This window comes from Antrihabitans spumae (assembly GCF_043944905.1).
Taxonomy (GTDB): domain Bacteria; phylum Actinomycetota; class Actinomycetes; order Mycobacteriales; family Mycobacteriaceae; genus Antrihabitans; species Antrihabitans spumae.
Genome location: NZ_JBIMSN010000158.1, coordinates 47041 through 69452, shown reverse-complemented (window position 1 = coordinate 69452; position 22412 = coordinate 47041). Strand labels below are relative to the sequence as shown.

21 protein-coding genes and 2 pseudogenes are annotated in these 22412 nt (G+C 62.8%); 7 read left to right on the top strand and 16 right to left on the bottom strand.

Annotated features, from left to right (window positions below; translation table 11 throughout):
- Positions 1 to 58: 58 nt before the first annotated feature.
- From ACHIRB_RS30020 to ACHIRB_RS30010, 3 genes and pseudogenes are all read right to left on the bottom strand, one after another.
- Positions 59 to 606, bottom strand: a pseudogene (locus tag ACHIRB_RS30020) (transposase); the annotation flags it as partial.
- Positions 607 to 622: 16 nt separating this feature from the next.
- Complete coding sequence (locus ACHIRB_RS30015; protein ID WP_395125240.1) at positions 623 to 1165, bottom strand: hypothetical protein; 543 nt, start codon at positions 1163 to 1165, stop codon at positions 623 to 625.
- Positions 1166 to 1181: 16 nt separating this feature from the next.
- A pseudogene (locus ACHIRB_RS30010) lies at positions 1182 to 1316 on the bottom strand (group II intron maturase-specific domain-containing protein); the annotation flags it as partial.
- Between the two features lie 262 nt (positions 1317 to 1578).
- Here ACHIRB_RS30010 and ACHIRB_RS31255 point away from each other — a divergent pair.
- Positions 1579 to 1650, top strand: coding sequence for a hypothetical protein (locus ACHIRB_RS31255; RefSeq protein WP_465254680.1), 72 nt, complete (start codon positions 1579 to 1581; stop codon positions 1648 to 1650).
- 635 nt (positions 1651 to 2285) lie between these two features.
- Here the strand turns inward: ACHIRB_RS31255 and ACHIRB_RS30000 are convergent.
- The 7 genes from ACHIRB_RS30000 to ACHIRB_RS29970 all read right to left on the bottom strand — a co-directional run bounded on the left by ACHIRB_RS30000 (position 2286) and on the right by ACHIRB_RS29970 (position 9454).
- On the bottom strand, positions 2286 to 3533 hold the full coding sequence (locus ACHIRB_RS30000) for a GNAT family N-acetyltransferase (protein ID WP_395125199.1): 1248 nt from the start codon (positions 3531 to 3533) through the stop codon (positions 2286 to 2288).
- Between the two features lie 118 nt (positions 3534 to 3651).
- Positions 3652 to 4989: an NAD(P)/FAD-dependent oxidoreductase gene (locus tag ACHIRB_RS29995; RefSeq protein WP_395125200.1), complete on the bottom strand. Its 1338-nt coding sequence runs from the start codon at positions 4987 to 4989 to the stop codon at positions 3652 to 3654.
- Between the two features lie 134 nt (positions 4990 to 5123).
- Entirely contained in the window at positions 5124 to 6068 is a 945-nt protein-coding gene (locus ACHIRB_RS29990; RefSeq protein ID WP_395125201.1) for a Ppx/GppA phosphatase family protein, read from the bottom strand.
- A 92-nt stretch (positions 6069 to 6160) separates the two neighbouring features.
- Complete coding sequence (locus tag ACHIRB_RS29985; protein WP_395125202.1) at positions 6161 to 6682, bottom strand: DUF501 domain-containing protein; 522 nt, start codon at positions 6680 to 6682, stop codon at positions 6161 to 6163.
- Positions 6679 to 7290 carry an FtsB family cell division protein gene (locus ACHIRB_RS29980; RefSeq protein ID WP_395125203.1) on the bottom strand — a complete coding sequence of 204 codons (612 nt, stop codon included), beginning with the start codon at positions 7288 to 7290 and terminating at the stop codon, positions 6679 to 6681. Before ACHIRB_RS29980 ends, ACHIRB_RS29985 begins: the two co-directional genes overlap by 4 nt.
- 38 nt (positions 7291 to 7328) lie before the next feature.
- Positions 7329 to 8621, bottom strand: coding sequence for a phosphopyruvate hydratase (gene eno / locus ACHIRB_RS29975; protein ID WP_395125204.1), 1293 nt, complete (start codon positions 8619 to 8621; stop codon positions 7329 to 7331).
- A 98-nt stretch (positions 8622 to 8719) separates the two neighbouring features.
- The gene (locus ACHIRB_RS29970; protein ID WP_395125205.1) at positions 8720 to 9454 is read right to left on the bottom strand and encodes a lytic transglycosylase domain-containing protein; all 735 of its coding nucleotides are present in this window, start codon (positions 9452 to 9454) and stop codon (positions 8720 to 8722) included.
- 216 nt (positions 9455 to 9670) lie between these two features.
- On the opposite strand from ACHIRB_RS29970, the gene ACHIRB_RS29965 reads away from it, so the two are divergent.
- The 4 genes from ACHIRB_RS29965 to ACHIRB_RS29950 are packed head-to-tail and all read left to right on the top strand — an operon-like array spanning position 9671 to position 13401.
- Positions 9671 to 10921, top strand: a complete 1251-nt coding sequence (locus tag ACHIRB_RS29965) for a methyltransferase domain-containing protein (RefSeq protein WP_395125206.1) — start codon at positions 9671 to 9673, stop codon at positions 10919 to 10921.
- On the top strand, positions 10918 to 11721 hold the full coding sequence (locus ACHIRB_RS29960) for a sugar phosphate nucleotidyltransferase (RefSeq protein ID WP_199705354.1): 804 nt from the start codon (positions 10918 to 10920) through the stop codon (positions 11719 to 11721). The genes ACHIRB_RS29965 and ACHIRB_RS29960 overlap by 4 nt, the downstream gene beginning before the upstream one ends.
- Positions 11718 to 12368 (top strand): PIG-L deacetylase family protein, encoded by a 651-nt coding sequence (locus ACHIRB_RS29955; RefSeq protein ID WP_395125207.1) that lies wholly within the window; start codon positions 11718 to 11720, stop codon positions 12366 to 12368. Before ACHIRB_RS29960 ends, ACHIRB_RS29955 begins: the two co-directional genes overlap by 4 nt.
- 1 nt (position 12369) lies before the next feature.
- Positions 12370 to 13401 carry an NAD-dependent epimerase/dehydratase family protein gene (locus ACHIRB_RS29950; protein ID WP_395125208.1) on the top strand — a complete coding sequence of 344 codons (1032 nt, stop codon included), beginning with the start codon at positions 12370 to 12372 and terminating at the stop codon, positions 13399 to 13401.
- A 5-nt stretch (positions 13402 to 13406) separates the two neighbouring features.
- Here the strand turns inward: ACHIRB_RS29950 and ACHIRB_RS29945 are convergent, their stop codons facing one another.
- Positions 13407 to 13958, bottom strand: a complete 552-nt coding sequence (locus ACHIRB_RS29945; RefSeq protein ID WP_395125209.1) for a dTDP-4-dehydrorhamnose 3,5-epimerase family protein — start codon at positions 13956 to 13958, stop codon at positions 13407 to 13409.
- A gap of 35 nt (positions 13959 to 13993) precedes the next feature.
- Between ACHIRB_RS29945 and ACHIRB_RS29940 the strand changes: the two genes are divergently transcribed.
- Positions 13994 to 15073, top strand: coding sequence for a class I SAM-dependent methyltransferase (locus ACHIRB_RS29940; protein WP_395125210.1), 1080 nt, complete (start codon positions 13994 to 13996; stop codon positions 15071 to 15073).
- A gap of 5 nt (positions 15074 to 15078) precedes the next feature.
- Here the strand turns inward: ACHIRB_RS29940 and ACHIRB_RS29935 are convergent, their stop codons facing one another.
- A complete protein-coding gene (locus ACHIRB_RS29935; RefSeq protein ID WP_395125211.1) occupies positions 15079 to 15621 on the bottom strand; it encodes a DapH/DapD/GlmU-related protein in 543 nt (180 codons plus the stop codon).
- Positions 15622 to 15728: 107 nt separating this feature from the next.
- Between ACHIRB_RS29935 and ACHIRB_RS29930 the strand changes: the two genes are divergently transcribed.
- Positions 15729 to 17861, top strand: a complete 2133-nt coding sequence (locus ACHIRB_RS29930; protein WP_395125212.1) for a heparinase II/III domain-containing protein — start codon at positions 15729 to 15731, stop codon at positions 17859 to 17861.
- Positions 17862 to 17877: 16 nt separating this feature from the next.
- Here the strand turns inward: ACHIRB_RS29930 and ACHIRB_RS29925 are convergent, their stop codons facing one another.
- The 4 genes from ACHIRB_RS29925 to ACHIRB_RS29910 are packed head-to-tail and all read right to left on the bottom strand — an operon-like array spanning position 17878 to position 22395.
- Positions 17878 to 18450 carry a YdcF family protein gene (locus tag ACHIRB_RS29925; protein ID WP_395125213.1) on the bottom strand — a complete coding sequence of 191 codons (573 nt, stop codon included), beginning with the start codon at positions 18448 to 18450 and terminating at the stop codon, positions 17878 to 17880.
- Positions 18447 to 20015: a lipopolysaccharide biosynthesis protein gene (locus ACHIRB_RS29920; protein ID WP_395125214.1), complete on the bottom strand. Its 1569-nt coding sequence runs from the start codon at positions 20013 to 20015 to the stop codon at positions 18447 to 18449. The genes ACHIRB_RS29925 and ACHIRB_RS29920 overlap by 4 nt, the downstream gene beginning before the upstream one ends.
- Positions 20012 to 21028, bottom strand: a complete 1017-nt coding sequence (locus tag ACHIRB_RS29915) for a glycosyltransferase family 2 protein (RefSeq protein ID WP_395125215.1) — start codon at positions 21026 to 21028, stop codon at positions 20012 to 20014. The genes ACHIRB_RS29920 and ACHIRB_RS29915 overlap by 4 nt, the downstream gene beginning before the upstream one ends.
- A gap of 5 nt (positions 21029 to 21033) precedes the next feature.
- On the bottom strand, positions 21034 to 22395 hold the full coding sequence (locus ACHIRB_RS29910; RefSeq protein ID WP_395127820.1) for a nucleotide sugar dehydrogenase: 1362 nt from the start codon (positions 22393 to 22395) through the stop codon (positions 21034 to 21036).
- Between the last annotated feature and the right edge of the window lie 17 nt (positions 22396 to 22412).

Below are 22412 nucleotides of genomic sequence, written 5' to 3'. Positions count from 1 at the left end.
TCCAAGGTGGTCCCATGCTAGTGGCAAGCAGGTGGTCCCATCACCCTGGCAAATGACAATTGCGCCCGCGTTGGCCAGGTCGGAGCAGGACCGCCAACGGTTCACCCGATCCGTCCTGTCCGTGGTCGCCGGACGCGCACAAAGGGTGGAAACCGAACCTGCGCTTGAAAATCGGCGTCGCTATTTCCTTGTCCGAATGTGCAATCGCCAAGTGGCGTCGAGGTCGATGCCGTGATCGGGCGACCGCTCACCTGCGATCGACAATGCCGTTGATCTGGCCAGCGCACGTGCAGAGCCGATGTTGGACAACGCTTTTAGTGCATCAGCAGCCAAGCTCTTGATCCGCCGTGACACCGGCGGATGCCACATTCCCGTATACGCCGGGTTCGGCACGCAGCAGCGCAACATTCGCTAGGCAGTCACCACCGACTGCGAGCGCGATCGCCAGATCGGTAAAAATCTTGTGCGGATCGTGGGACCCTACGGTTTGCGCCACGGCGCCAACGGCTTCGACAACGCGCTGGTCAGCCCTCCGGTGTGCGGCCTGCGCCAGCCGCACAGCCCGTGCATGCGACACGCCCCTGTTCCGCCCGCGTCCGCAGACAGCGACGGGTACCACGACCTAGACTTGCGGGGCGACTTTCACCGCGTCCGGCTCAAGCAAGTCCCTCGGGGCGTCGGCATCCGATATGTACCAGCTGACGGACGGGACCCGGAGCGTCGCTATGATCTTCGCGGGTCGGGTTCTGCTGCAACCCGTCCGAGCAAGTGCACGTCGCGTACCACGTAGCCATTCCCGCCACCAGTCCGGAGACTGGGGCGGTTGTTCGGCAGCGAGCAACAGTTCCTGACAGCGTAGGCAGCGGACCTGCTGGGCGAAGAGCGCTCGGAAGGTGACGCGGCCGTCGACGGACAGGTTCTTCGCTCGGCGAACAAGCCAATAATCCTGCAGCGCAAGATCATCCGCCGAGCATACCCCTGCGACCACGACGTGACGGACGATCAGGGTCCAGGCGAAGCGGTGGAGGAAGAATCCTGCCCCAGGGGCATTGAAAACCCACCGGTCCTGCCTGTGTGGATGGAACTGGCCGAAATAGGATCCGGCAAACACTTTCGGTGCTTCTTCGGGCGGGTGTGTCGCGCCCATTTCCAGGTGAGCTGCCACATATAGATTCGAGCGCGGCATACGCCTCGCTCGACACCACCGAGCGAAAGCACAAGGCCCAGCCTCTGACGATCGGGTTCAACCGCCACACCACCATGGCGGCGGATCGACCCCTCAGGCTGCTTGGGTTCCAGGAATGGCTGCAACACACCCGACTAGTCGAGGAGTGTTGCGATGCCCCTTCCACCCCGCAGGACTGTGTTCCGTGCGTTTTGGCGTGCAATTAGTGAGGGGTCGTCCATCGCGGATGCCGCTGCCGCGGTTGGCGTGTCGGAAAGCTCCGGTAGGACCTGGTTACGCGAGCCTGGTGGAGTGAAACCAGCCGTCACAGAACCGAAGACCGACGGGCCACGCCCCCGGTTGACCTTCGACGACAGAGTAAAATCGAGACCGTTGTTCGAGGCCAGAAATCGTTGCGATCCATTGCCGACAGGCTGGGTCGAGCACCGTCGACGGTCAAACGAGAGATAGGCGTCAACGGGTAACGGCAATGGAACGTCGATGACGGACACAAATCCGGATACCGACGAAAAGAAGCGTTCGGAGCCAGCCACAGCGGCGGCAACACCGCGAAGGTTCACCACTCCGCTGTCCAGGCGTCGCAGCGGTCCGATCAACGCGCGCGCCGTCCGAAACCGGGCAAATTCGTTGGCAACGACGAGTTGCGAACGATCGTGCAGGACCGTTAAGTGAGCAACACACCCCGAACAGATCGCAGGTTGGCTACGCGTGGAATACCTTGAGATCCGGAGCGTTGGTTGTCACCCGAAACGATTTACAAGGCCCACTACCTGCAAGGACGCGGCGCGTTGAAGCGTGAATTGCTAACGCGCCTGCACTGGGCGCACACTGCGCAAACCTCAACGCAGCACCGAAACCCGCGGCCGCCTCGTCGGGATGGTCAACATCAGCGAACGTGGACCCGAGGCCGAGGATCGTTCGATCCCCGGGCATTGGGAAGGGACTTGATCATGGCAAGGACCAACGTTCAGCGATCGGCACGGTGGTCGAACGCACCAGCGGGTTTCGTGCTGCTGCATCTGCCCAACGATCACACCGCTCGGCTGAAGTAGGACGATTCGTAGGCGCGCACCGGTCGATGATACGTCCGTCGGTCCGGCTATCGGGAGTGGCTGTCGGGAGCCGAGCGATTCGAATAGCGCGTTCTCGTAAACGCCCACAGCTCATGGTCTTTGCGGACGCCGGAGACTTCGCGATACTGCGTCAACGTACCTTCGTGCGCCATGCCGAGATGCTTGACGAGGTTTCGCAGCCGGACGTCACCCACGACGACCGGGACCCAGATACGTTCGCAGCCGACCTCGAAGGCGTACTCCACCATCAGGTCTGCAGCGGCATTCTCGACAGCGGGCGGAGACGAGTCGGTGGACAGACCGAATTCGGCACTCAACGCATTGATGAGTCGCAGCCACGTCCGACCAACCAGGGTGCCGTCCACCTCGATCGCCAGGACAACTTCGGGATCGACGTCAATCTCCGCCGCGCGCAACGCTGATGCATCCGACTTGCGAACATTGCGCAATGTGACATCGCCTGCCGCAACCGCTTTCGGGCCACGAGCGACCTTCGGACTGTGCTGCAACCGGCTCAGTAGTCCGTGTAATGCCAACTCGCAGTTGAACTTTGCGGTGTATCGCGCGACAGCGAAAGCCGAAGGGCCACCAGCCGACTCTGCCTCGACAGCGTCGGCGGGCGCAGCTGGTCGGACGCTGCTGATTGCCCGATAGGCAAACCCACCCGTCGGCTTGTCCGCGCGCAGTAGCGTCCAGAAGTTGTATTGCTTGCGCTTGCCACCGGCGTCGAAGAATTCCTCCATCGTGGCTTCGTGGCGCATTCCGAGTGTTTCGGATCCATGCGACGCAGCGACATTGTCGGTGCCGGTTGCCGCTGTCACCACAGCCAGCTGTAGCTCGTCGAATGCGAGATCGACCAACATCGCGGCCGCGAGCTTGCCTACTCCCCCACGCGCCGCGCGAGCGTCGAGCCAGATACTCAACTCCGCGATCGACGTGCCTATTTCAGTCCAGGTCAGTGCACACTCGCCGGCAAACTTCCCGTCCACATCGATTACAAACGGGACGGTGCGCCCAACCTTCTGCGCCTTTCGTAACGCCAGGCAGCGACGCACCCACTCTTCGACGCTGTGCTGCGCCTCCCACTCCAATGGCGAAGTCGGGGCATACGGCTCGTTGAACTCGCGATCCCGCAGCCGGATTCGCCGCCACTGCGCAGCGTCGGAGAACGTCGGAGGACGCAGCACCACCGACCGATCGTTCACGACCTGCGGACCCAAATCCGTCACCTGGCTGATGAGCTGTATCAGTTCCGACCCGGTGGCAGACGCCATGTCAGACGTCCGAACCGGTCGGGCATTGGCTGACGTAGGTTCGCATCGGTCGATACTACGTCCGGCGGCGCCGAGATTTGGCGTCAATACTGCTGCGCACACCCGGGTAAACGCGGACTCAGCTCGCCTTCCGCGCCGATTCGAGTGCGCGAACAGATTCGGCGACCGCCTTGGGGTGGTCGATCTGATCGAGAGCGACGATTTCGCGGCGGAAGAACAGCGCCAGCGTCCAGTCGGCGACGATACGTACCTTGCGCGACAGTGTGGGCATCTTGAGGACGTGGTAGCCGCGGTGCATGAACCACGCAGGCAGGCCCTTGACCTTGATGCCGTACACATCGGCGACACCGCGGTAGAGACCCAGCGAAGCAACGGATCCCGCGTACTTGTGCTCGTAGTCGCGCATCTTCTTGCCACGAACGAGCGCAACGGTGTTGTCTGCCATCACCTTCGCCTGCCGCACAGCATGCTGCGCGGACGGGCTGCACGTCGCGGTCGGATCCTCGTCGATCTTGGACAGATCCGGCACGGCCGAAATATCCCCGGCACCAAAGGCTTCCGATACGCCGACGACCTGAAGTGTCGATGTGCAACGAAGACGGCTGCGTTGATCGACCGGCAGATCGGTGTGCGCGAGCATCGGGTTCGCCTTCACGCCCGCAGTCCACACGATCGTGTCGGCACCGAACTTGCTGCCATCGGACAGTTCGACGTTGCCGTCGACGAGGGAATCGGCGCGAGTGTTCAGGTAGACCTTGATGCCGCGCTCGGTGAGACGCTCGATCGTGTAGATGCCCATCTTCGGGCTCACCTCGGGCATGATCCGCCCGGTCGCCTCGACGAGTACCCAATTCATGTCGTCCGCGGTGATGTTCGGGTAGTAGCGAACCGCGTACCGGGCCATGTCCTGCAACTCGGCAAGCGCTTCGATACCTGCGTATCCGCCACCGATGACAACGAACGTCAGCAGTCGCTTACGCAGTTCCGCGTCCTCGGTCGCCGAGGCGTCGTCGAGGCGCGACAGCACATGGTCGCGGAGGTAGGCGGCTTCGGTGACCGTCTTGAACATGATGCCCTGCTCCAACAGCCCGGGAACAGGAAGTGTGCGGGCGACGGAACCGGCCGTCATCAGCAGAATGTCGTAGGAGAGTGTCTCGACGTTGCCGCTGGGATCCGTGATCCATGCCGTCCGCGATGCGTGCTCGATCTTCGACACCTTGCCCGTGATCACAGTGCACTTGCGCAGCACGGTGCGTAGGGGGACCACGATGTGGCGTGGGTCGATCGAGCCGGCGGATACTTCCGGCAGGAACGGTAGATAGGTCATATGCGGCAACGGATCGACGATGGTGATCCGTGCTTCACCTGCACGGAGCTTCTTTTGCAAGCGGATGGCGGCAGACATGCCGACCGTTCCACCACCGACGATCAAGATGTGCTTGGGCTGCTGGGTCACAACGGGTCCTCACACTCGAGTAAACAATCCTGTGTACACGATGCTAGGACGTCCTACATAGCGTGGGAGCGAATGGTGATCGAGTTAACAACCTCTCAACCGGCGGATATGCAGGCGAAACGAATATCTTCGGCTCACCCCTCGATCGAGAGTGCAATCCCGTCGAGAATGTCGTGTTCACTGACGATCAATTCGTCGACCCCAGCGCGCCTGGACAATTCGTCGGCGAGGACCGTCAGAATCACAGCTCCCCCACCGATGACGTCTACGCGCCCTGGATGCATCGGCCCGAGGTCCGCCCGCTCGGCGCGTGTCATGTCGACGAGCCGATCGGCAACTGCATGCACGTCCTGCAACGACAACCGTGACAGGTGCACCTTGTCCGCGTCGTAGGTCGGAAGGTCCTGTGCAACTGCAGCAATGGTCGTCATCGTTCCTGCCACGCCGACCCACGTCCGCGCTCGCTCGATGGGCACGTGTGCGAAGGCGTCGGCAAACCTCTCGGTAGCGAACTCCTTTGCTGCAGAAACCTGCTCGGCGGTGGGCGGGTCGTCGTGCAGGCACCGTTCGGTGATGCGTACACACCCGATGTCTGCGGAATATGCTGCGGCCACGCCTGTTTCGTCACCGAGAACGAGTTCGGTCGAGCCACCACCGAGATCGACGACGACGAAAGGTCCGTCAGCCGAGTTCAATTCCCCGACGGCACCCGAGAACGACAATCTCGCTTCCTCGTCGCCGCTGATCACTTCGGCTTCGGCACCGGGAATCACCGCACCGAGTTCCGCCCGCGCCATCGCGAAGAAATCTTCACGATTGGACGCGTCACGGGTGGCCGACGTTGCGACCATCCGAACGGCCTCGACCCCGTGCTCTCGCATCAGATTCGCGTAATCGTGCAGCGCGATGCGCGTCCGTTCGATCGCCTCGGGCACGAACGCTCCAGTGGCGTCGACACCCTGCCCGAGGCGAACGATGCGCATCTCGCGCACCACATCGGTGAGGCCGCCGGCCGGGTCGCGGTCGGCGATGAGCAACCTGATCGAGTTGGTACCGCAATCGACGGCGGCGACTCTCATTGCTGCGTCCTCATCCTTGCGTCCTCATTGCTGCGTCCTCTCGGAAGTTCGACAATACGAAGGACCCAAGCCCGGAGCTGCGGGACGGGTCCTCAGGATTGCGCTGTTGTCGTCTCTGGCCAGTCGGCGGGAATTGCAGTGCCCCTGAGCTTTCCGTGTGCTGCGAGCGCGACCGATTCGTCGCCGAGGGGATTGACACCCGGCCCTTTCGCGAGCGAATGCGCCATGAGCACGTGCAAGCACTTCACGCGATCAGGCATCCCGCCGCCCGTGAAGTCGGTGTCGAGCGAGGTGATCGCGTTGCGCTCGGCGAGATAACTCTCGTGTGCACGCCGATACCCCTCAGCGAGAACAGGATCGGTGTCGAGACGTTCGGTCATATCGCGCATCACGCCGGCCGATTCCTGCCTGCTCGCCTCGGCGGTCAGGCGCGGATCGGTCAGGTAGTACAACGTCGGAAACGGGGTGCCGTCAGGAAGTTTCGGTGCTGTTTTCACAACGCCGGGCTTGCCGTCAGGTGTGCGGTAGGCGATGGCAAGCACGCCTCGTGGAGCCCTCCCGAGTTGGGCTGCAACGGCTTCGAGATCTTCGGGTGTTGGGATTTCGTCGCTCACCCGGTCGGCCCACCAGGCTGGTTCGGCTCAGCAGCATTCTGCGGCTGCGACACCTGACCGAAAAGGTCGGTGTACCAGGGTCCACCTTCGGGCGCAGGCTTCGCGCGCCGCGCCTGCTCCGCCTCGAACGCGCCAGGCAGTTGCACTTGGAACGGCGTCTCCCCTGGCTTGACGAGTCGCAGCCGGTTCCTGGCTTCGGCAGTGATGTACGCGGGGTCGTCCTGCTGCGCCTTCTTGGCTCGCAGTGCGTTGACGTCGGCTTGCAGCTGATTGTGATCGGCAGCAACCTGGGCCGCTTCCGCGCGCTGGGTGAAGTACGTCCGCAGTGGCACCGCGAGTGTGAGCGCAAGAGCACATACGACAACAGCAAGGATGACCGCGCGGGCCGTGGACAATCCCAGAATCGTTCGTTCCGGCGTCGGCGCGGATTTTTTGCCCTTGACCACGCGAGGCGGACGATCGCGATCGGTCACCTCGGGAGTTGGCTTTCCCTCCGGTGCCCGCCTGGTCCGATCCGTCCGCCGAGAATTCTCGGAGCGTCCGGACCGGCGCGAGCCACGGCCACCGGGACTGCTGCCCGACCTGCGGCTACGCCGATTGTCAGCCATCAGTCCCCGCCACCGTCGACCCCTGCCCGTTCATGAACTCAGCTAGCACCCTCGAAGTTGAACCGCGGGAACGCGACATCGCCTGCGTAGCGTGCGGCGTCGCCAAGCGCCTCTTCGATACGAAGCAACTGGTTGTACTTCGCGACACGCTCGCTGCGCGCCGGCGCACCTGTCTTGATCTGACCACTGCCGACTGCGACCGCGAGGTCGGCAATCGTGGTGTCTTCGGTCTCGCCGCTGCGATGGCTCATCATCGTCTTGTAGCCGTTGCGATGTGCGAGCTCGACTGCGTCGAGCGTCTCGGTAAGCGTTCCGATCTGATTCACCTTGACCAGCAACGCATTTGCCGCACCTTTGATGATGCCGTCTTCGAGGCGCTCCGGGTTGGTGACGAACAGGTCGTCACCGACAAGCTGCACGCGGTCACCGATGGCGTCGGTCAGGGCGACCCAGCCGTCCCAGTCGTCCTCGTCCAGCGGGTCCTCGATCGAGACGAGCGGGTAGGAATCGAGCAGTTCCGCGTAGAACTCGCCCATCTGCGCGGCCGTGCGGTCGGAGCCTTCGAACTTGTAGCCGGTGCTCTTGTCGTAGAACTCCGTGGCCGCGACGTCGAGTGCGAGCGCGATATCGGAGCCGAGCTCGAGCCCGGTCCGCTCGATCGCAACGCTGATCAGGTCGAGCGCCTCACGCGTGCCTGCGATGCTGGGAGCGAAGCCACCCTCGTCGCCGAGTCCGGTGGACAGGCCCTTCTCCTTGAGCACGGATTTGAGGGAGTGGTACACCTCGGCGCCCCAGCGCAGCGATTCCTTGAACGTCGGCGCGCCGATCGGGGCGACCATGAACTCCTGCACGTCCACGCCGGAGTCGGCGTGCGCGCCACCGTTGACGATGTTCATCATCGGAACGGGAAGGATGTGCGCGTTGGGTCCGCCGAGGTAGCGGAAGAGTTCGAGTCCGGAAGACTCGGCGGCTGCACGTGCTACGGCGAGCGACGCGCCGAGCAGCGCGTTTGCGCCCAGGCGGGACTTGTCCGGGGTGCCGTCGAGATCCAGCAGAGTCTGATCGACGGTCCGCTGCTCGATCGAATCCAATCCGATCAGCGCGGGGGCGATCTCGTCGAGAACGGCGTTGACAGCTTTCTCCACGCCCTTGCCGCCGTAGCGTTTTCCACCATCGCGGAGTTCGACAGCTTCGTGCACACCCGTCGATGCGCCGGACGGAACCGCGGCGCGCGTCAGCGTGCCGTCGTCGAGTGCGACCTCGACCTCGACCGTCGGGTTACCGCGGGAATCGAGGATCTCGCGAGCGCCGACCTGCTCAATGATGGCCACGGATGGTTCTCCTTCTCCTACGGACACAATGCGTGTGTGAGCTTAGCCCCAACGCTCGGGCGGCGCCTTTAGGCGCTCCGCCCCCGTGCCCGAAGCGCCTACAAGCTGTAGAGCGCCGCGCGGTCGCGGACGTCACGCATGTAGGCACCGGACTGGTTGTAGGCGAGCAGCGCGGCTTGCCAACCCTCTGCCGTCTTCAGATCGCCTCCGCGAGCGCAGAGATAGCGCGCCGCTGACAGGGCAGCGTCGTCGATGTTGTCGGGATCGACGCGGCCGTCACCGTTGGCATCCACACCCCAGTTCTTCCACGTTTCGGGGATGAACTGCAGCGGGCCCATCGCCCGATCGTGGACCGAATCCCCATCCTGGACACCGCCGTCGGTGTCCCTGATCTCCGCAACGTTGGGTCCGCCGTCGAGGGGCACCCCACGAATCGGCGGCGAGACCTGACCATCGGGCGCCACCGTCGAGCCGCGGTAAGTGCCGTGTTTGCTCTCCACGCTCGCGATACCCGCGATGGTCGTCCAGCCGATACCGCAATCGGGCTGGGTCTCGCTCATGACCGCGGCAGCGTAGGCATACGCCTCGAGTGCGGTGACCGAGATGGCGAGAGTTTCGGAGCGTTGCGCTGCCCACTCGTTGAGCTGGCTTGCTGTGCGGCCGGGTGCGTTGATGTCGATCGCAGGTAGCGGAGCGCCGACCCCCGGTGGCACGCCGTCAGGGACATCGACACGCGGTTGCCGCAGATCGCCAACGAATCCGACAGCGACGATCGCAGCCGCGATCAACACGAAACCCGCGACAACCGCGGCACCCAAGGCCTTCAACTTCACCTCCACATCATCCACAAGGTTTATGAGGACGGGCTGAGAGAGCCGCCGTTCGAACCAGGGCCAACTGCTGGCAACCTGCCACCATCGCAGATTCGTACCTGTTCGTTTCTCGTTGTTTTGTCTGTTTCGACGTGCATAATTGACGCCGGGTGGACATCCTCGAACACTCGCTGGAGGATTGATTCCTCTCGCGGTCGAACTAATCAAGGGATTTGCGTGCATTGTCGACTTTGTAATTCGGACCGACTACTCAGTGTTCTCGATCTCGGCGCAACTCCGCCGTGCGAGAAGTTCCTCGAATCCGCCGAACTCGATCTGCCCGAACCGACATATCCGCTGCACCTGCGTCTCTGCGAAGAGTGCCTGCTACTGCAGATCCCTCCGCTGATCACTCCAGAAGAGACCTTCACCGAATACGCGTACTTCTCCTCCTTTTCCGACAGCTGGGTCCAGCACGCAAAGAGCTTCGTCGACGGCGCCATCGAGCGACTCGGCTTGGACGAGTCGTCGTTCGTCGTCGAAGTAGCCAGCAACGACGGCTATCTCCTACAGCACGTCGTCGCTGCCGGTGTCCCATGCTTGGGGATCGAGCCCTCAGTCAACGTCGGTGCTGCCGCGCGCGACCGTGGTGTGCCGACCGAAACCGCTTTCCTCGACGAGGAACTCGCCGCCGCCGTCACCGCCGAACATGGCAGAGCGAACCTCGTCGCAGCGAACAACGTCTACGCGCACATTCCGGATCTGCTCGGCTTCACTCGTTCTCTACGAGCACTTCTCGCGGACGACGGCTGGTTGAGCATCGAGGTCCACCACGCCCAGAACCTCGTCGAACTCGGTCAGTTCGACACGATCTACCACGAGCATTTCCAGTACTACACAGTGCTTTCCGCTACTCGTGCACTCGCAACGGCAGGGCTGACCGTCGTGGATGTCGAGCTGATTTCCACCCACGGCGGCTCGATCCGAGTGTGGGCGCGGCCCGAGGCCGTGGCCGGGGAGCCGTCCCAGCGCTACCGAGACATCTTGGCGGCCGAAGAGGCGGCGGGGTTGCACGATGTCGACGGCTACCGCGAACTCACACCACGCACTCAGAAAGTTCGCCAAGATCTACTTCGCTACCTCCTGGATCGGCGTGCGGAGGGAAAGCGTGTCGTCGGCTACGGTGCACCAGGCAAAGGCAATACACTCCTCAACTACTGCGGTATTCGTACCGACTTGCTGGAATACACAGTCGACCGAAATCCCTACAAACACGGTCGATTCACCCCCGGCACAAGAATTCCGATTCTGCCGATCGAGCAAATCGAAAAAGACCGGCCTGACGTAGTCGTCGTTCTGCCGTGGAATCTCGAAACAGAACTGACCGAGCAGCTACGACATATCTCCGAATGGGGTGGACGGCTCGTCTACCCCCTCCCACACGTGCACGAAGCCGACCTGAGAAGCACCGAGAGGGACGCGCGATGAAGGTAGTTCTGTTCTGCGGCGGATACGGCATGCGGATGCGAAACGATTCCAGCGATGTCATCCCCAAGCCGATGCAGATGGTCGGCCCCCGGCCCTTGATCTGGCACGTCATGCGGTATTACGCCCACTTCGGCCACAAAGACTTCATTCTCTGCCTCGGCTACGGCGCCGAGCACATCAAGAACTACTTCCTCGAGTACGAGGAAGCTGCATCGAACGACTTCGTTCTTCGGGACGGCAAAGTCGAATTGCTCCACACCGATATCAGCGACTGGTCCATAACGTTCGCTGACACGGGTGTCGAGTCCGCAATCGGCGAGCGACTCCGGCGGGTCCGCAAGCACCTCGACGGTGACGAGTACTTCCTGGCAAACTACGCCGACGTGCTGACCGATGCGCCGATGGACGAGATCATCGACAAGTTTCATGCCTCCGGTGCAGCGGCCTCGATGTTGATCGTTCCGCCGCAGTCCTCGTTCCACTGCGTCGACGTGACCGAGTCCGGCGTCGTCACCGAAATCGCGCCCGTCAGCCGCATGCCGATCTGGGAGAACGGCGGATTCTTCGTTCTCAGCAACGAGATCTTCGACCTACTACCTCCGGGTGGCGACCTCGTCGAGGACGTGTGCGGGACGCTGGCCCAGCAGGGTCGCCTGTTCGGCTACAAGCACCTCGGTTTCTGGAAGCCGACCGACACCTTCAAAGAGCGTGCCGAACTCGACGCCAACTATCAGCACGGCATCCGTCCGTGGATGGTGTGGGAAGCCGAAGATAAGGAAGACGTCGTAGCCCCCGCATGATCGAACTGGCAACGCGGGGCGTCACCGAACTAGCTGTACTCGGGGCGCACTGCGACGACATCGCGATCGGTATGGGCGGAACGCTCCTTACGACCGCGCAGTCGGTCCCGGACCTGCGGGTGCATGCCCTCGTCCTTTCCGGCGGCGGGACACCTCGGGAAGCCGAGGAACGCTCGGCGCTTGCGGCGTTCTGTCCGGACACCGACCTCACCGTGACGATTCTGGACATTCCCGACGGTCGCGCGCCCGCGCATTGGAATCGAATCAAGGACGAACTCGCTGCCTTTCGCCGTACGTGCAACCCCGACATCGTGTTCGGTCCGCAGCGCGACGACGCTCACCAGGACCATCGGCTGCTCGCCAAGGTCCTGCCGACGGAATTTCGGGATCACCTGATCCTCGGCTACGAGATTCTCAAATGGGAAACGGATACTCCGCGCCCGACGATGTTCCATCCGATCGAGACACGGTCGGCGCAGGAGAAAGTGCGCCTGCTGCACGAGCACTACCCCTCGCAAGTGGTTCACGATTGGTTCGACGATGCGTCGTTCCTCGGCCTGTCCAGGCTGCGGGGCGTGCAATGCCGAAGCGAACACGCCGAGGCGTTCGTAATAGAAAAAGCGACGATTTCATTTGGAGGGCAATGACATGCGGGTTCTCGTAACCGGTCATCAGGGATATCTCGGCACGGTGATGGTGCCGATTCTGCAGGCGGCGGGGCACGATGTCGTCGGCCTCGACTCCGGGCTGTTCGCAGAATGCATCCTCGGACCGGCACCGGTGGACCCGCCAGGTCTCGCAGTGGATCTGCGCGACGTCACGGTCGATCAGCTGCGCGGCTTCGACGCCGTGATTCACCTTGCGGCGCTGTCGAACGATCCGCTTGGCGCCCTCGCCCCCGAAATCACCTACGACGTCAACCATCACGCGTCGGTCCGGCTCGCAAAGCTTGCGAAGGACGCCGGGGTCGCCCGCTTCCTCTACGCCTCCACCTGCTCCGTATACGGTTCCGCCGGTGAGGAACTCGTCACCGAGACCGCGCCGCTACGGCCGCTGACGCCGTACGCCGAAAGCAAAGTTCGTGTCGAGGACGACGTCGCCGCGATCGCCGATTCGGGCTTCACACCGGTATTTCTGCGCAACGCAACAGCATTCGGCTTCTCGCCACGGCTGCGCGCAGACATCGTGTTGAACAACCTTGTCGGCCATGCGGTTCTGACCGGTGACGTCCGTGTGTTGTCCGACGGCACACCGTGGCGACCCCTTGTGCACGCCCAGGACATCGCAGCGGCTTTCGCCACCTGTCTGACCGCTCCCGTCGACAAGATCAATTGCATCGCGTACAACGTCGGAACAGAGAAAAACAACCTCACCGTCGCGCAGATCGCAGAGGCCGTCGTCGACGCCGTCCCGAACTCGAAGCTGCTGATCACTGGTGAGAGCGGCGCCGACCCACGCTCCTACCGCGTCGACTTCTCGGCCATGCGCAACGCACTCGGCTTCGAAGCACAGTGGACGATTCCAGAAGGTGCGGTCGAGCTGTACAAGGAATACACGTCGGCTGGACTGTCGAGCGACGACTTCTTCAAGCGTTTCACTCGCCTGCCGCACCTCGAAAAGCTACAGGCGGCAGGGATTCTCGATGAGACGATGCGTCGGCGACCCACCGCAGAGGCGTGAACACGCTAGACCGATTGCAGCAACTGCGCCCAACTGCCTGCGGCGGCGTCACGTGCGGACACGATCGCGACGGCACGCGGCCACTCGATCGCCAGCTCAGGATCGTTGTAGGCGACGCCCAGATCCTCCGTTGGATCATGTGGTCTGTCGATCCGATAGCAGACGTCGGCCGTATCGGTGAGCGCTTGGAATCCGTGCAGAAAACCCGGCGGCACGTAGAGGTGCCGGAACTCGACGTCGTCGAGCAGAAAGGCTTGCTGCTCACCGAAAGTCGGCGATTCCCTTCGGATATCGACGAGCACGTCGTGAACGGCACCATTGGCGCATCGCACGAGCTTTGCTTCGCCACGACCCGATCGTCCATGCATGCCGCGGACAACCCCCGCGACCGAACGCGACTGCGAGTCCTGCGCAAACGACGCGGCACGCACCGGACCCGGAGTTGCACCGTCGAACACATCGACATCGAAGGTTCGGGTGAACAGACCTCGGTCGTCGCGGAACGGCTCCGGGATGAAAACGAGTACGTCCGCAAGGTCGGTCGATTCGATTCGCATCCATCAATGATGCCCGATTGGTTCGGAGGTACGTCGTGATCTGCAGAGCCTGCGCAAGTTCGGACACAGTGCGCGTGTTGGATCTCGGAAAGGCGCCCGCCGCAGACTTTTTCCCGCTCGCAGAGGATCCGGTGTCGACGTCGGAGACAACCCACGATCTCGCGATGGATCTGTGCCGTGTTTGCGGACTCGCGCAACTGGCCGACGACGACACCGTCACCGACGAACCCCGCGGCGTCGAACCGCAGGCGCTACGTGATCAAGCGGAAGACGCCATCGCACGCGTTGCAGCAGCCGGCTGGTTGCGCGGCACCACCGTCATCGAGTTCGGTAGCCCCCACGGCGGTACGTGGGTACCACTGTTGCTGGAGCGCGGTTTCTCGGAGGCTGTCGCCGATTCGGCCGCTGCGGTCGTGCTCGACTGCTTCGGGATCATGCACGAACCCGACCAACGCGCGGCTTTCGCGCGCCGTGCTGCGGCGACGGCGCGCGACGGCGTGCTACTGCTGCAGTTCCATTCACTCGCAGCGATCGTGCAGCAGGGGCAGTGGAATGCGCTGCGGCACGGCCACTTCGGCTACTACTCTCTCACCGCACTGACCGCACTGCTTCGCGACGCGGGGATGCACGTCCACGCAGCATGGGAGTTCGACCTGTACGGGGGCACCGTTCTAATCGCAGCGCGGCACGACGAAGTCGAGCCGGACGAATATGTGACTACGATCCTCTCGGCCGAAGCGGCGATGGGACTGCAAGATCCACATGTTGTCGCCGCGCTGCAGCGCGCTGCATCTGCCGAAACGAAAGCGTTGGACGAATGGCTCGACCACGAGGTCGCGGGTGGTCGGCGGGTGTACGCGTACGGTGCGGCGTCGCGTGCCGTCGCGTTGTTCGCACTTGCGGGCGTGAATGCGTCCCGACTAACGGCGGTCGCCGACGCTGCACCGGCCAAACAGGGGCGTCGAATGCCCGGCACCGATGTACCCATCATCTCGCCGGAGTCGCTTGTCGCAGCCGCCCCGGACACCGTGCTGCTGACTCTGCCCGATCTGCTACCCGAAGTTCGCCGACGCTATCCGGAAATCAGCGACCGCTTGACCCTCGGACCGGCCTGAAGGTGTCAAGCGTCAGGCGTGCGACGATTGAGGACCTTCGCGGGAACGCCGGCAACATGCACGTCGTCCGGCACATCCTTGATGACGACCGCTCCCGGCCGCACCTCTACTCGGTTGCCGACCCGCACACCGAATACACCGCAGTTCGGGCCGAGAAAAACGTCGTCCCCGATAACCGGGTAACTACCGTGGGCACCGCTACCGATGGTTACGCCCTGATGAATACGACAGCGCGCGCCGACCGTCGCTCCCCCGTTCACAGTGATCGTGCCGATGTGCGCGATCGACAGTCCTGGGCCGAAAACGTTGCGCGGAATCGTGTATCCAAGGCGCTCGGCAAGAAATTTCGTCCGCAACGCGTACCACACGAAGAAGCAGCGGCCGATCGGATCCCGACGCACATTCGCCCAGTACTCCGACTTCCGAAGCAGACGCTGGAAATACGCGCTGCGCTGCGTAAGTCGATACCGCAACCGCCACCGATCCAGATCGTGTGCAGCGAGGTCCTCCGCAAGAAACTGCTTCAAACTGTCTTTGGAGTCGATCACCGAATGATGATCGCTTATTGCGCAGTGTCAGCCAACTCCGGCATCGGCGTATTCTCCGTTTCCGGAACAGAACGGCGATTCGGTCGTCGTATTCGAAAGGGGTCGCTGTGAGCCGGATCGGTTGGTACGCGCGCCGATTGCGCACCATGAATGTGCGTGAAATCGCTTGGCGAGCAGGCCGGTTCGGGCAGAAGAAACTCGCGCGCGAGGTCGATTGGAAGTCTGCCGAACGCCGGCTGTTCTCTCGCGGCGAGCCGAATTGGGACGAACTCCTACGGCATTTCCGCACCGGCACAGGGCGGCCCGTGCTACTTGACGGCAAACGTGCCACCGACGTCGCAGTGGCTAACCCGGATGCGGCGAAGGCCGTGGTCGAGGCCGCAGAGCGGATACTTGCCGGAGAAGTCACCTATTTCGGCTACCCAGCTGCCAACGTAGGAACGCCGATCGATTGGAATCTCGATCCGCTGTCGGGTTATCGCTGGCCAACCACGCCGGCGGACAAGCTCGATCATCGGACGGCTGCGGGCGACCCCAAGTGGATCTGGGAACTGAACCGCCTTCAGCATCTGCCATGGTTGGCCCAGGCCTGGCTATTCACCGGCGACGACCGTTTCGCCGATGCGGCCTTCGATCAACTCGACGGCTGGATGGACGAGCAACTCCCCGGTGTCGGAATTGCCTGGCGTGGTGCCTTCGAGTGCGGTATCCGAGCCACGTCGGTCGCCATCGCACTGCAGGGTCTTCGCACCTCACCGGCTCTCACTCCGGAGCGGTATCGGCGCATCGTCACCTTGCTGCACGAGAGCGCTCGGCGCTGCTGGCGTGAACGCTCACTCTTCAGTTCTGCAAACAATCATCTGATCGGCGAACTTACCGGCCTGGCAACGGTCGCGATCTTGTTTCCGGAACTGGCGAACGCGCACAAGTGGGAACGACGCGCGCTTGGCTTGCTCGAGGAGCAGGCGCCGCTGCAGATTCTCGACGACGGTGCCGGCGCCGAGCAGGCTGTCGGCTACCAGGTTTTCACCGCCGAACTCATCGGTGTCGTCGTCGCGCTGCTGTCCTTGCGCGGCGACCAGCCCCCCAGTCGGCTCGTCGATGCAATCGACCGAAGTGCCGAATATCTAGGTGCCATCGTCGGTCCGAACGACCCGCAGCCTCGATACGGCGACGACGACGAGGGTTTCGCTCTGCGGCTCGGCCCCGAACCCCTCCGCACCGTTCGCGATCACCTCGGCATCGTCGCCGCTCTGACCGGAAACGACGCGGCGAGGCGCTACGGCACGCCCTCGATCACGTCGGCGTGGCTGTCCGAGGCGCTCGGCGTCACGCACGGCGACAGTTCGCCACCGGCTCTTGGAGTCGGGTTCTATGCGGCGACTGGCGGATTGGTCGTGCTGCGCGGTGGAAAGCGGCGAGCCACAATGGACGTGGGTCCTTTGGGGTACCTGTCGATCGCTGCGCACGGACACGCCGACGCGCTGGCGGTCACGCTGAGCATCGATGGGCACGACGTCATCGGCGATCCGGGCGCCGGAAGCTACTATGGCCACCCCGAACGCCGAGTTGTCTACCGCGGCACTCGAATGCACCCCACCGTCTGCGTCGACGGGCAAGATCAGTCACTGATCGGCGGACCCTTCATGTGGACAGATCAGGCCGATGTCGTGGTCCGTGCCGTCGACATCGACGGTGGCGTCGTGGACGCCGAGCACAACGGCTACCGTCGCTTGGCGGAGGCTGTCACTCATCGACGATGGCTGACGGCCGGACCGGACTTGTCCTACCTGGCCGTCGTCGACCTGCTCAGCGGCACAGGCCGACACGAAGCACACCTCGGTTGGCCGCTTCATTCGTCCTTGAGTGCGACATCGAGCGCCTCGGGGCACTTGGTCGACCGAGACGGTCTTCCTGTTCTTCAGCTCGAGTATGCGGCGACCGGTCCGATCGCCACCGAACAGACGAGGGGCGACACCGCAACACATCTCGGCTGGTGGTCGGAGCGGCTCGAAGCACAGGACCCCGCGTGGCTGATCGGAGCGCGCGCCGACCTAGCCACTCCCTTCGCGATGGTGACTATCCTCCGCCCGCTGGACGGTGAAACGGGCGCGCCGATAACAGAACTCGACGTCAAGGTCCATGGCAAGCAGATCGACATCGCGTGGTCCGACGGCGATACCCCCCACACGATCACTGTGGATACGACGGTCGATGGTGGTATCGAACTTACGCCTTGACAGCTGCAGGATCGACTCAACAGCTCCGATTGCCAAGTGCACGAACATAACCCGCCGTTTGGTACAGGTAGGCCCAGGCCCAGTAGCCGATCGAAAGCTCCTCGCGGCTCGGCGTCATGACCACGTCACCGTCGAAGCACTGTTCGATGATGTAGCGCGCTCGCGAGATGTGCGGCAGGTAGGTGACAACGATGACGGATGTCCAGCCCCGCTCTTCCGAAAGTTGGCGGAGTTCGCGCGCTTCACCTTTCGTCGTCGCAGGATCGGGCGCGAAACATTCGAGGGCGATCCCCTCGGGTGGAAATTCACATGGTTCGCGGACCTCGTCGATATCGGTATCCGGTCCGTACGGGTTGGAGAACAACACGACCGGGGCGTAACCCCGCCGCGCCAATTCGATTCCGTAGGTGTATCGATCGGTGCCGTAACCACCGAGAACCAGAATGACATCGGCTCGCTGCAGAGGATCGATCTGCGGCCGCACGAACACCGGAAATCCCGCTCCGACGAGCGCAAGCACCACAACGATGAACACGACAGCGCAACGCAGCAACCGTCGTTTCGACCGCTGTGGAGCAGACGGGGTCATTCCGTTGTCGTCGACTCTGCTGACTCGGTCGGCTTGTCAGCGGTTCCCGCTCGACGCGTACGCGCACGAACGGCGTCGACAATCGGTTCGAGCAACGCAGGCGCGAGCAGTCGAATCAGGACCAAGAAGATCAGCGCGAACACGACACATTCCGCCAGCACCAATCCGAGTCCGCCGATCAACCCGTGCTCACCCGCACGGAGCACGAAGTATTGAACCGGCCCGACGATTGCGACGGCAACGCATGCTGCGACCAGCGGCGGCAGGAGGCAACGAACGAGCTCGCCGACGTGCAATCCGACGACGGAGCGTGCGGCGGCCAGACCCGTCAAGCCGGTGAGCACGGCAGAAACCGAAATTGCCACGCCGACGCCGCTGAGTCGCCACGGCAGTAGAAGCAACAGCAGCGAAATCGCGCTGACAGCGCCGACGCCGGTCATCCAGTACAGCCGCTGCGGTTGACCGGCACCTTTCATCGCTTCGGCCGTCACCGACATCAGCACAACCCCGAGGCCCGCAGCCGACATCGTGACGACCATCGTGCCTGCCTCGTGCCATTGCGCACCGAGCAGCAGAACGATCGCGGGCTCGCCTATCACGGCTAGCAGACCGACAGCTGGAACAACGGCAAACCACATCCACGTCAGCGCGCGCATGAAGCCGGCGCGAAACCGCTCTGCGTCACCCGCAATCCTCGAAAACGCGGGAAACAACACGTAGGAACAGATCTGAATGATGGCCATGACCGGCGTGAACGCGAGCCGACGACCGTAGCGATAGTTACCGAGGGCGGCAGCGTCGAGCCGATGTCCGACGATCACGACCTCGAGCGATTCCACAGCACGATCGATCACACTGTCGATCAAGAGCGGGAACGCGAAACTTGCCATCTGCCGCCACAACCGAAACCTGAAACGGCCACGCAACGGTCGCCAACCGGACAGCCCCCACGCAGCGATCACCGATAGCACCAGCGACACGTAATAGCCGATGACGAGTGACCACACGCCGAAATCGTTGGCAGCGAGCACGATCGAAACGACTGCAAAGGAAATCGCGTTGATCGGATCGACGATGATGCGGCGCTTGAATTGGAAGGCCCTCTGCATCAATGCGTCCGGTACAGCCATCAACGCGGTCAACAGCACAGTTCCGGCTGTTACCGCCGTGACGAGGCCGACCTCCGGCTCGTCGAACACGTTCGCGGCGACGGGTGCACAGGCGAGGATCGCAAGTGCGAGCAGAACACCCGTCGCCAAGGTGACCCAGAAGACCGTCTCGGCGGCATCGTCGATATCGCCCTCGCGCTGAATCAGCGCGTGTGACAGCGTGCTGTGCGAAAAGATCACGACGAACGTGGTGAGAACCGTGCCCGCGGTGAAGATTCCGACTTCGACCGGAGTGAGGAGGTGCGCTAGTACGACTGTTTGGATCAACGCTGTCAACTGAACAGCGATGAGTCCGATCGCGGACAGTGCCGCACCACGGCGCAGCCCACCGCTCAAACCGCCGCTCGTCGCGCCACCGGCTTTCTCGCCGGTTTCGGGTCCCTCGGTAGGTGTCACCGCTTGATTGCCGAAACTAGCCTGCCGACGGCATGCGACAACTTCGTCGTGATCTTCTGCTTTGCCGGGTGCGCTACGCGCAGTGCGCCTGGCGCGATGTTGACCGCAGCAAGGACCATCGCCGCACGAACTGTTCTGCGTTGTGCGAATGCTTCGCGCGCGGCGAGGCGAGCGCCGACATCGTCGCCGGACAGCAACGCGAACCGCGCCCGTCGTAGCAGCACCCAGTAGCGCAGTGTCCGCAAAGTCGATTCCAGTGCGGCTTTGGCTTCTTCGTCAGATGGAGCCGCGTAGGAGAACGAACGCTCCAGTTCTTCGGCGAAGGCCTCGACCGCCTTGGGGTCGCGCGTCAACGAATCGCTGCGCAACCGGAAGCGTGCCAATCGCTGCGGCAGCACCCGAATGTCGTAGCGATCGACCATACGTAGCCAGATGACTACCGACTCGTGAAGTTCCTGGTCACCACGGTCGTAGCCGCCGACCTCTTCCCACACGCTCTGTCGAATCGCCGCCGTGTAGTACGGCACATATCCGCCGACGAGGTCGGTCAGGTTGAGCCGGTGTTTGGGATCAGGCTTCTTCTTGATGTTGGTGGAGCGGTAGTACCCGATCGGTAGGTCGAGGCCGTCGTCGTCGAATCGGAAGGCATCGCAGCCCACCGCGTCCACCCCAGGGTCGGAATCGACGAGTGCCGCCACTGCGCGACAGAAACCAGGCAGCACTTGATCGTCGCTGTCCAACACGACGAAAAAGTCACCACTCGCCGCCTCGGCAGCAGCCATGACGCCACCGGCGTAGCCCTTGTTCTCCTGACGCACCAACCGAATTCGTTCGTCGGACGCGTAACTCTGCACAATGGCGGCGATCGCGTCGTCCATACCGTTGTCGACGACGACGAGTTCCCAGTCGGGGCTCGTCTGTGCCAACACGGACTCGATGGTGTCGCCCAGGTAGGCCTCCGTTTTGTACGCAGTCGTCAAAAAGCTGAACTTCTTCGATTTCTGCGCGCTCATCTCGACTACCAGCCGATGCCCAGGTAGCCAGGCTGCAGGCGACGTTTCTCCGCATCCGGAAGCCTGACCACGTCGATCACCGTCTTGTCCGGTCCGATGTTGTCGATCGACTCGACGACGTTCGCTTCTTTGGTTCCCGCGATGAACACCTCGCCGTGTTCGACGACCGCAGCGATGTCGCCGGTCAGCAACTGGCCGATGTGCGGTACACGGTCTTCGATGTACTCGCGGTTGGCTCCCATCAGTCGAGACAGCGCCACGTTCGCGTCGTAGATCAGCACGTCGTAGCCTTTGCCGATCAAGCGCTCCGCGAGCTCGACCATCGGGCTTTCCCGCAGATCATCGGTGCCGGACTTGAAGGACAGACCGAAGATACCGACTTTACGCCTACCGAGGTTCGTCACCATGTCGACGGCCCGCTTCAACTGAGTTTCGTTGGAAGCGAGCAGGTTTGCCAGTACCGGAATGTCGATGTCGTTCTGTCGCGCAGTATGTGTCAGCGCTCTGACATCCTTCGGCAGACACGAACCGCCGAAAGCGAAACCGGGCTTGAGATAGGCGGGGCTGATGTTCAGCTTGGTGTCGGCGAGAAAGATGTCCATGACGGCATGCGAGTCGAGGCCAAGTTTTTGACAGACTGCGCCGATCTCGTTGCCGAAGGCGACTTTGAGAGCGTGAAAGCTGTTGTCCGCGTACTTCGTCATCTCGGCAACTGCGATAGGAACGCGGAATCGCGGGCCACCGAGCCCCTCGTACAGGTCCATCACGAGTGCACCGCTGCGCTCATCGCTCTCACCGACGACGGTCTTCGGCGGATTCTCGAAGTCGAACACGCTGCTGCCCTCCCGGAGGAATTCCGGATTCACACACACCCCGAAATCGATGCCGGCCTTCTTGCCCGACGCCTTCTCCAAAGCAGGGACCAGAATGCCCTCGCACGTTCCGGGAACCATCGTGCTTCGGAAGCAGACGACGTGCCAGCCGTCCTTGGTCGCGAGAGCGGCGCCGATCTCCTCGCTCGCACTCTCCAGATACGCCGTCGAAAGACCACCACCGGGAGCAGAGGGCGTACCGACGCACACAATCGAAATATCCGTGGCATGCACGGCCTTCGCCGCATCGTCGGACACGGTCAGGTGTCCCGATGCGACAACTTCGGCGGTCAGCTCGCCGATGCGCTCTTCGACCACCGGCGCCTTGCCTTGCCGAAGGAACTCAGTCTTCTGCGGATTGACATCCACGCCGATCACCGAGTGCCCTCGGGATGCGAGGCATGCAGCCGAAACACAGCCGACATAACCGAGCCAGAAAACGCTTACCGCCAGTACGTCACCCGAATGCGGGGTCAGTTCACCCGCCCTTGTCATCACAACGAGAATGATCG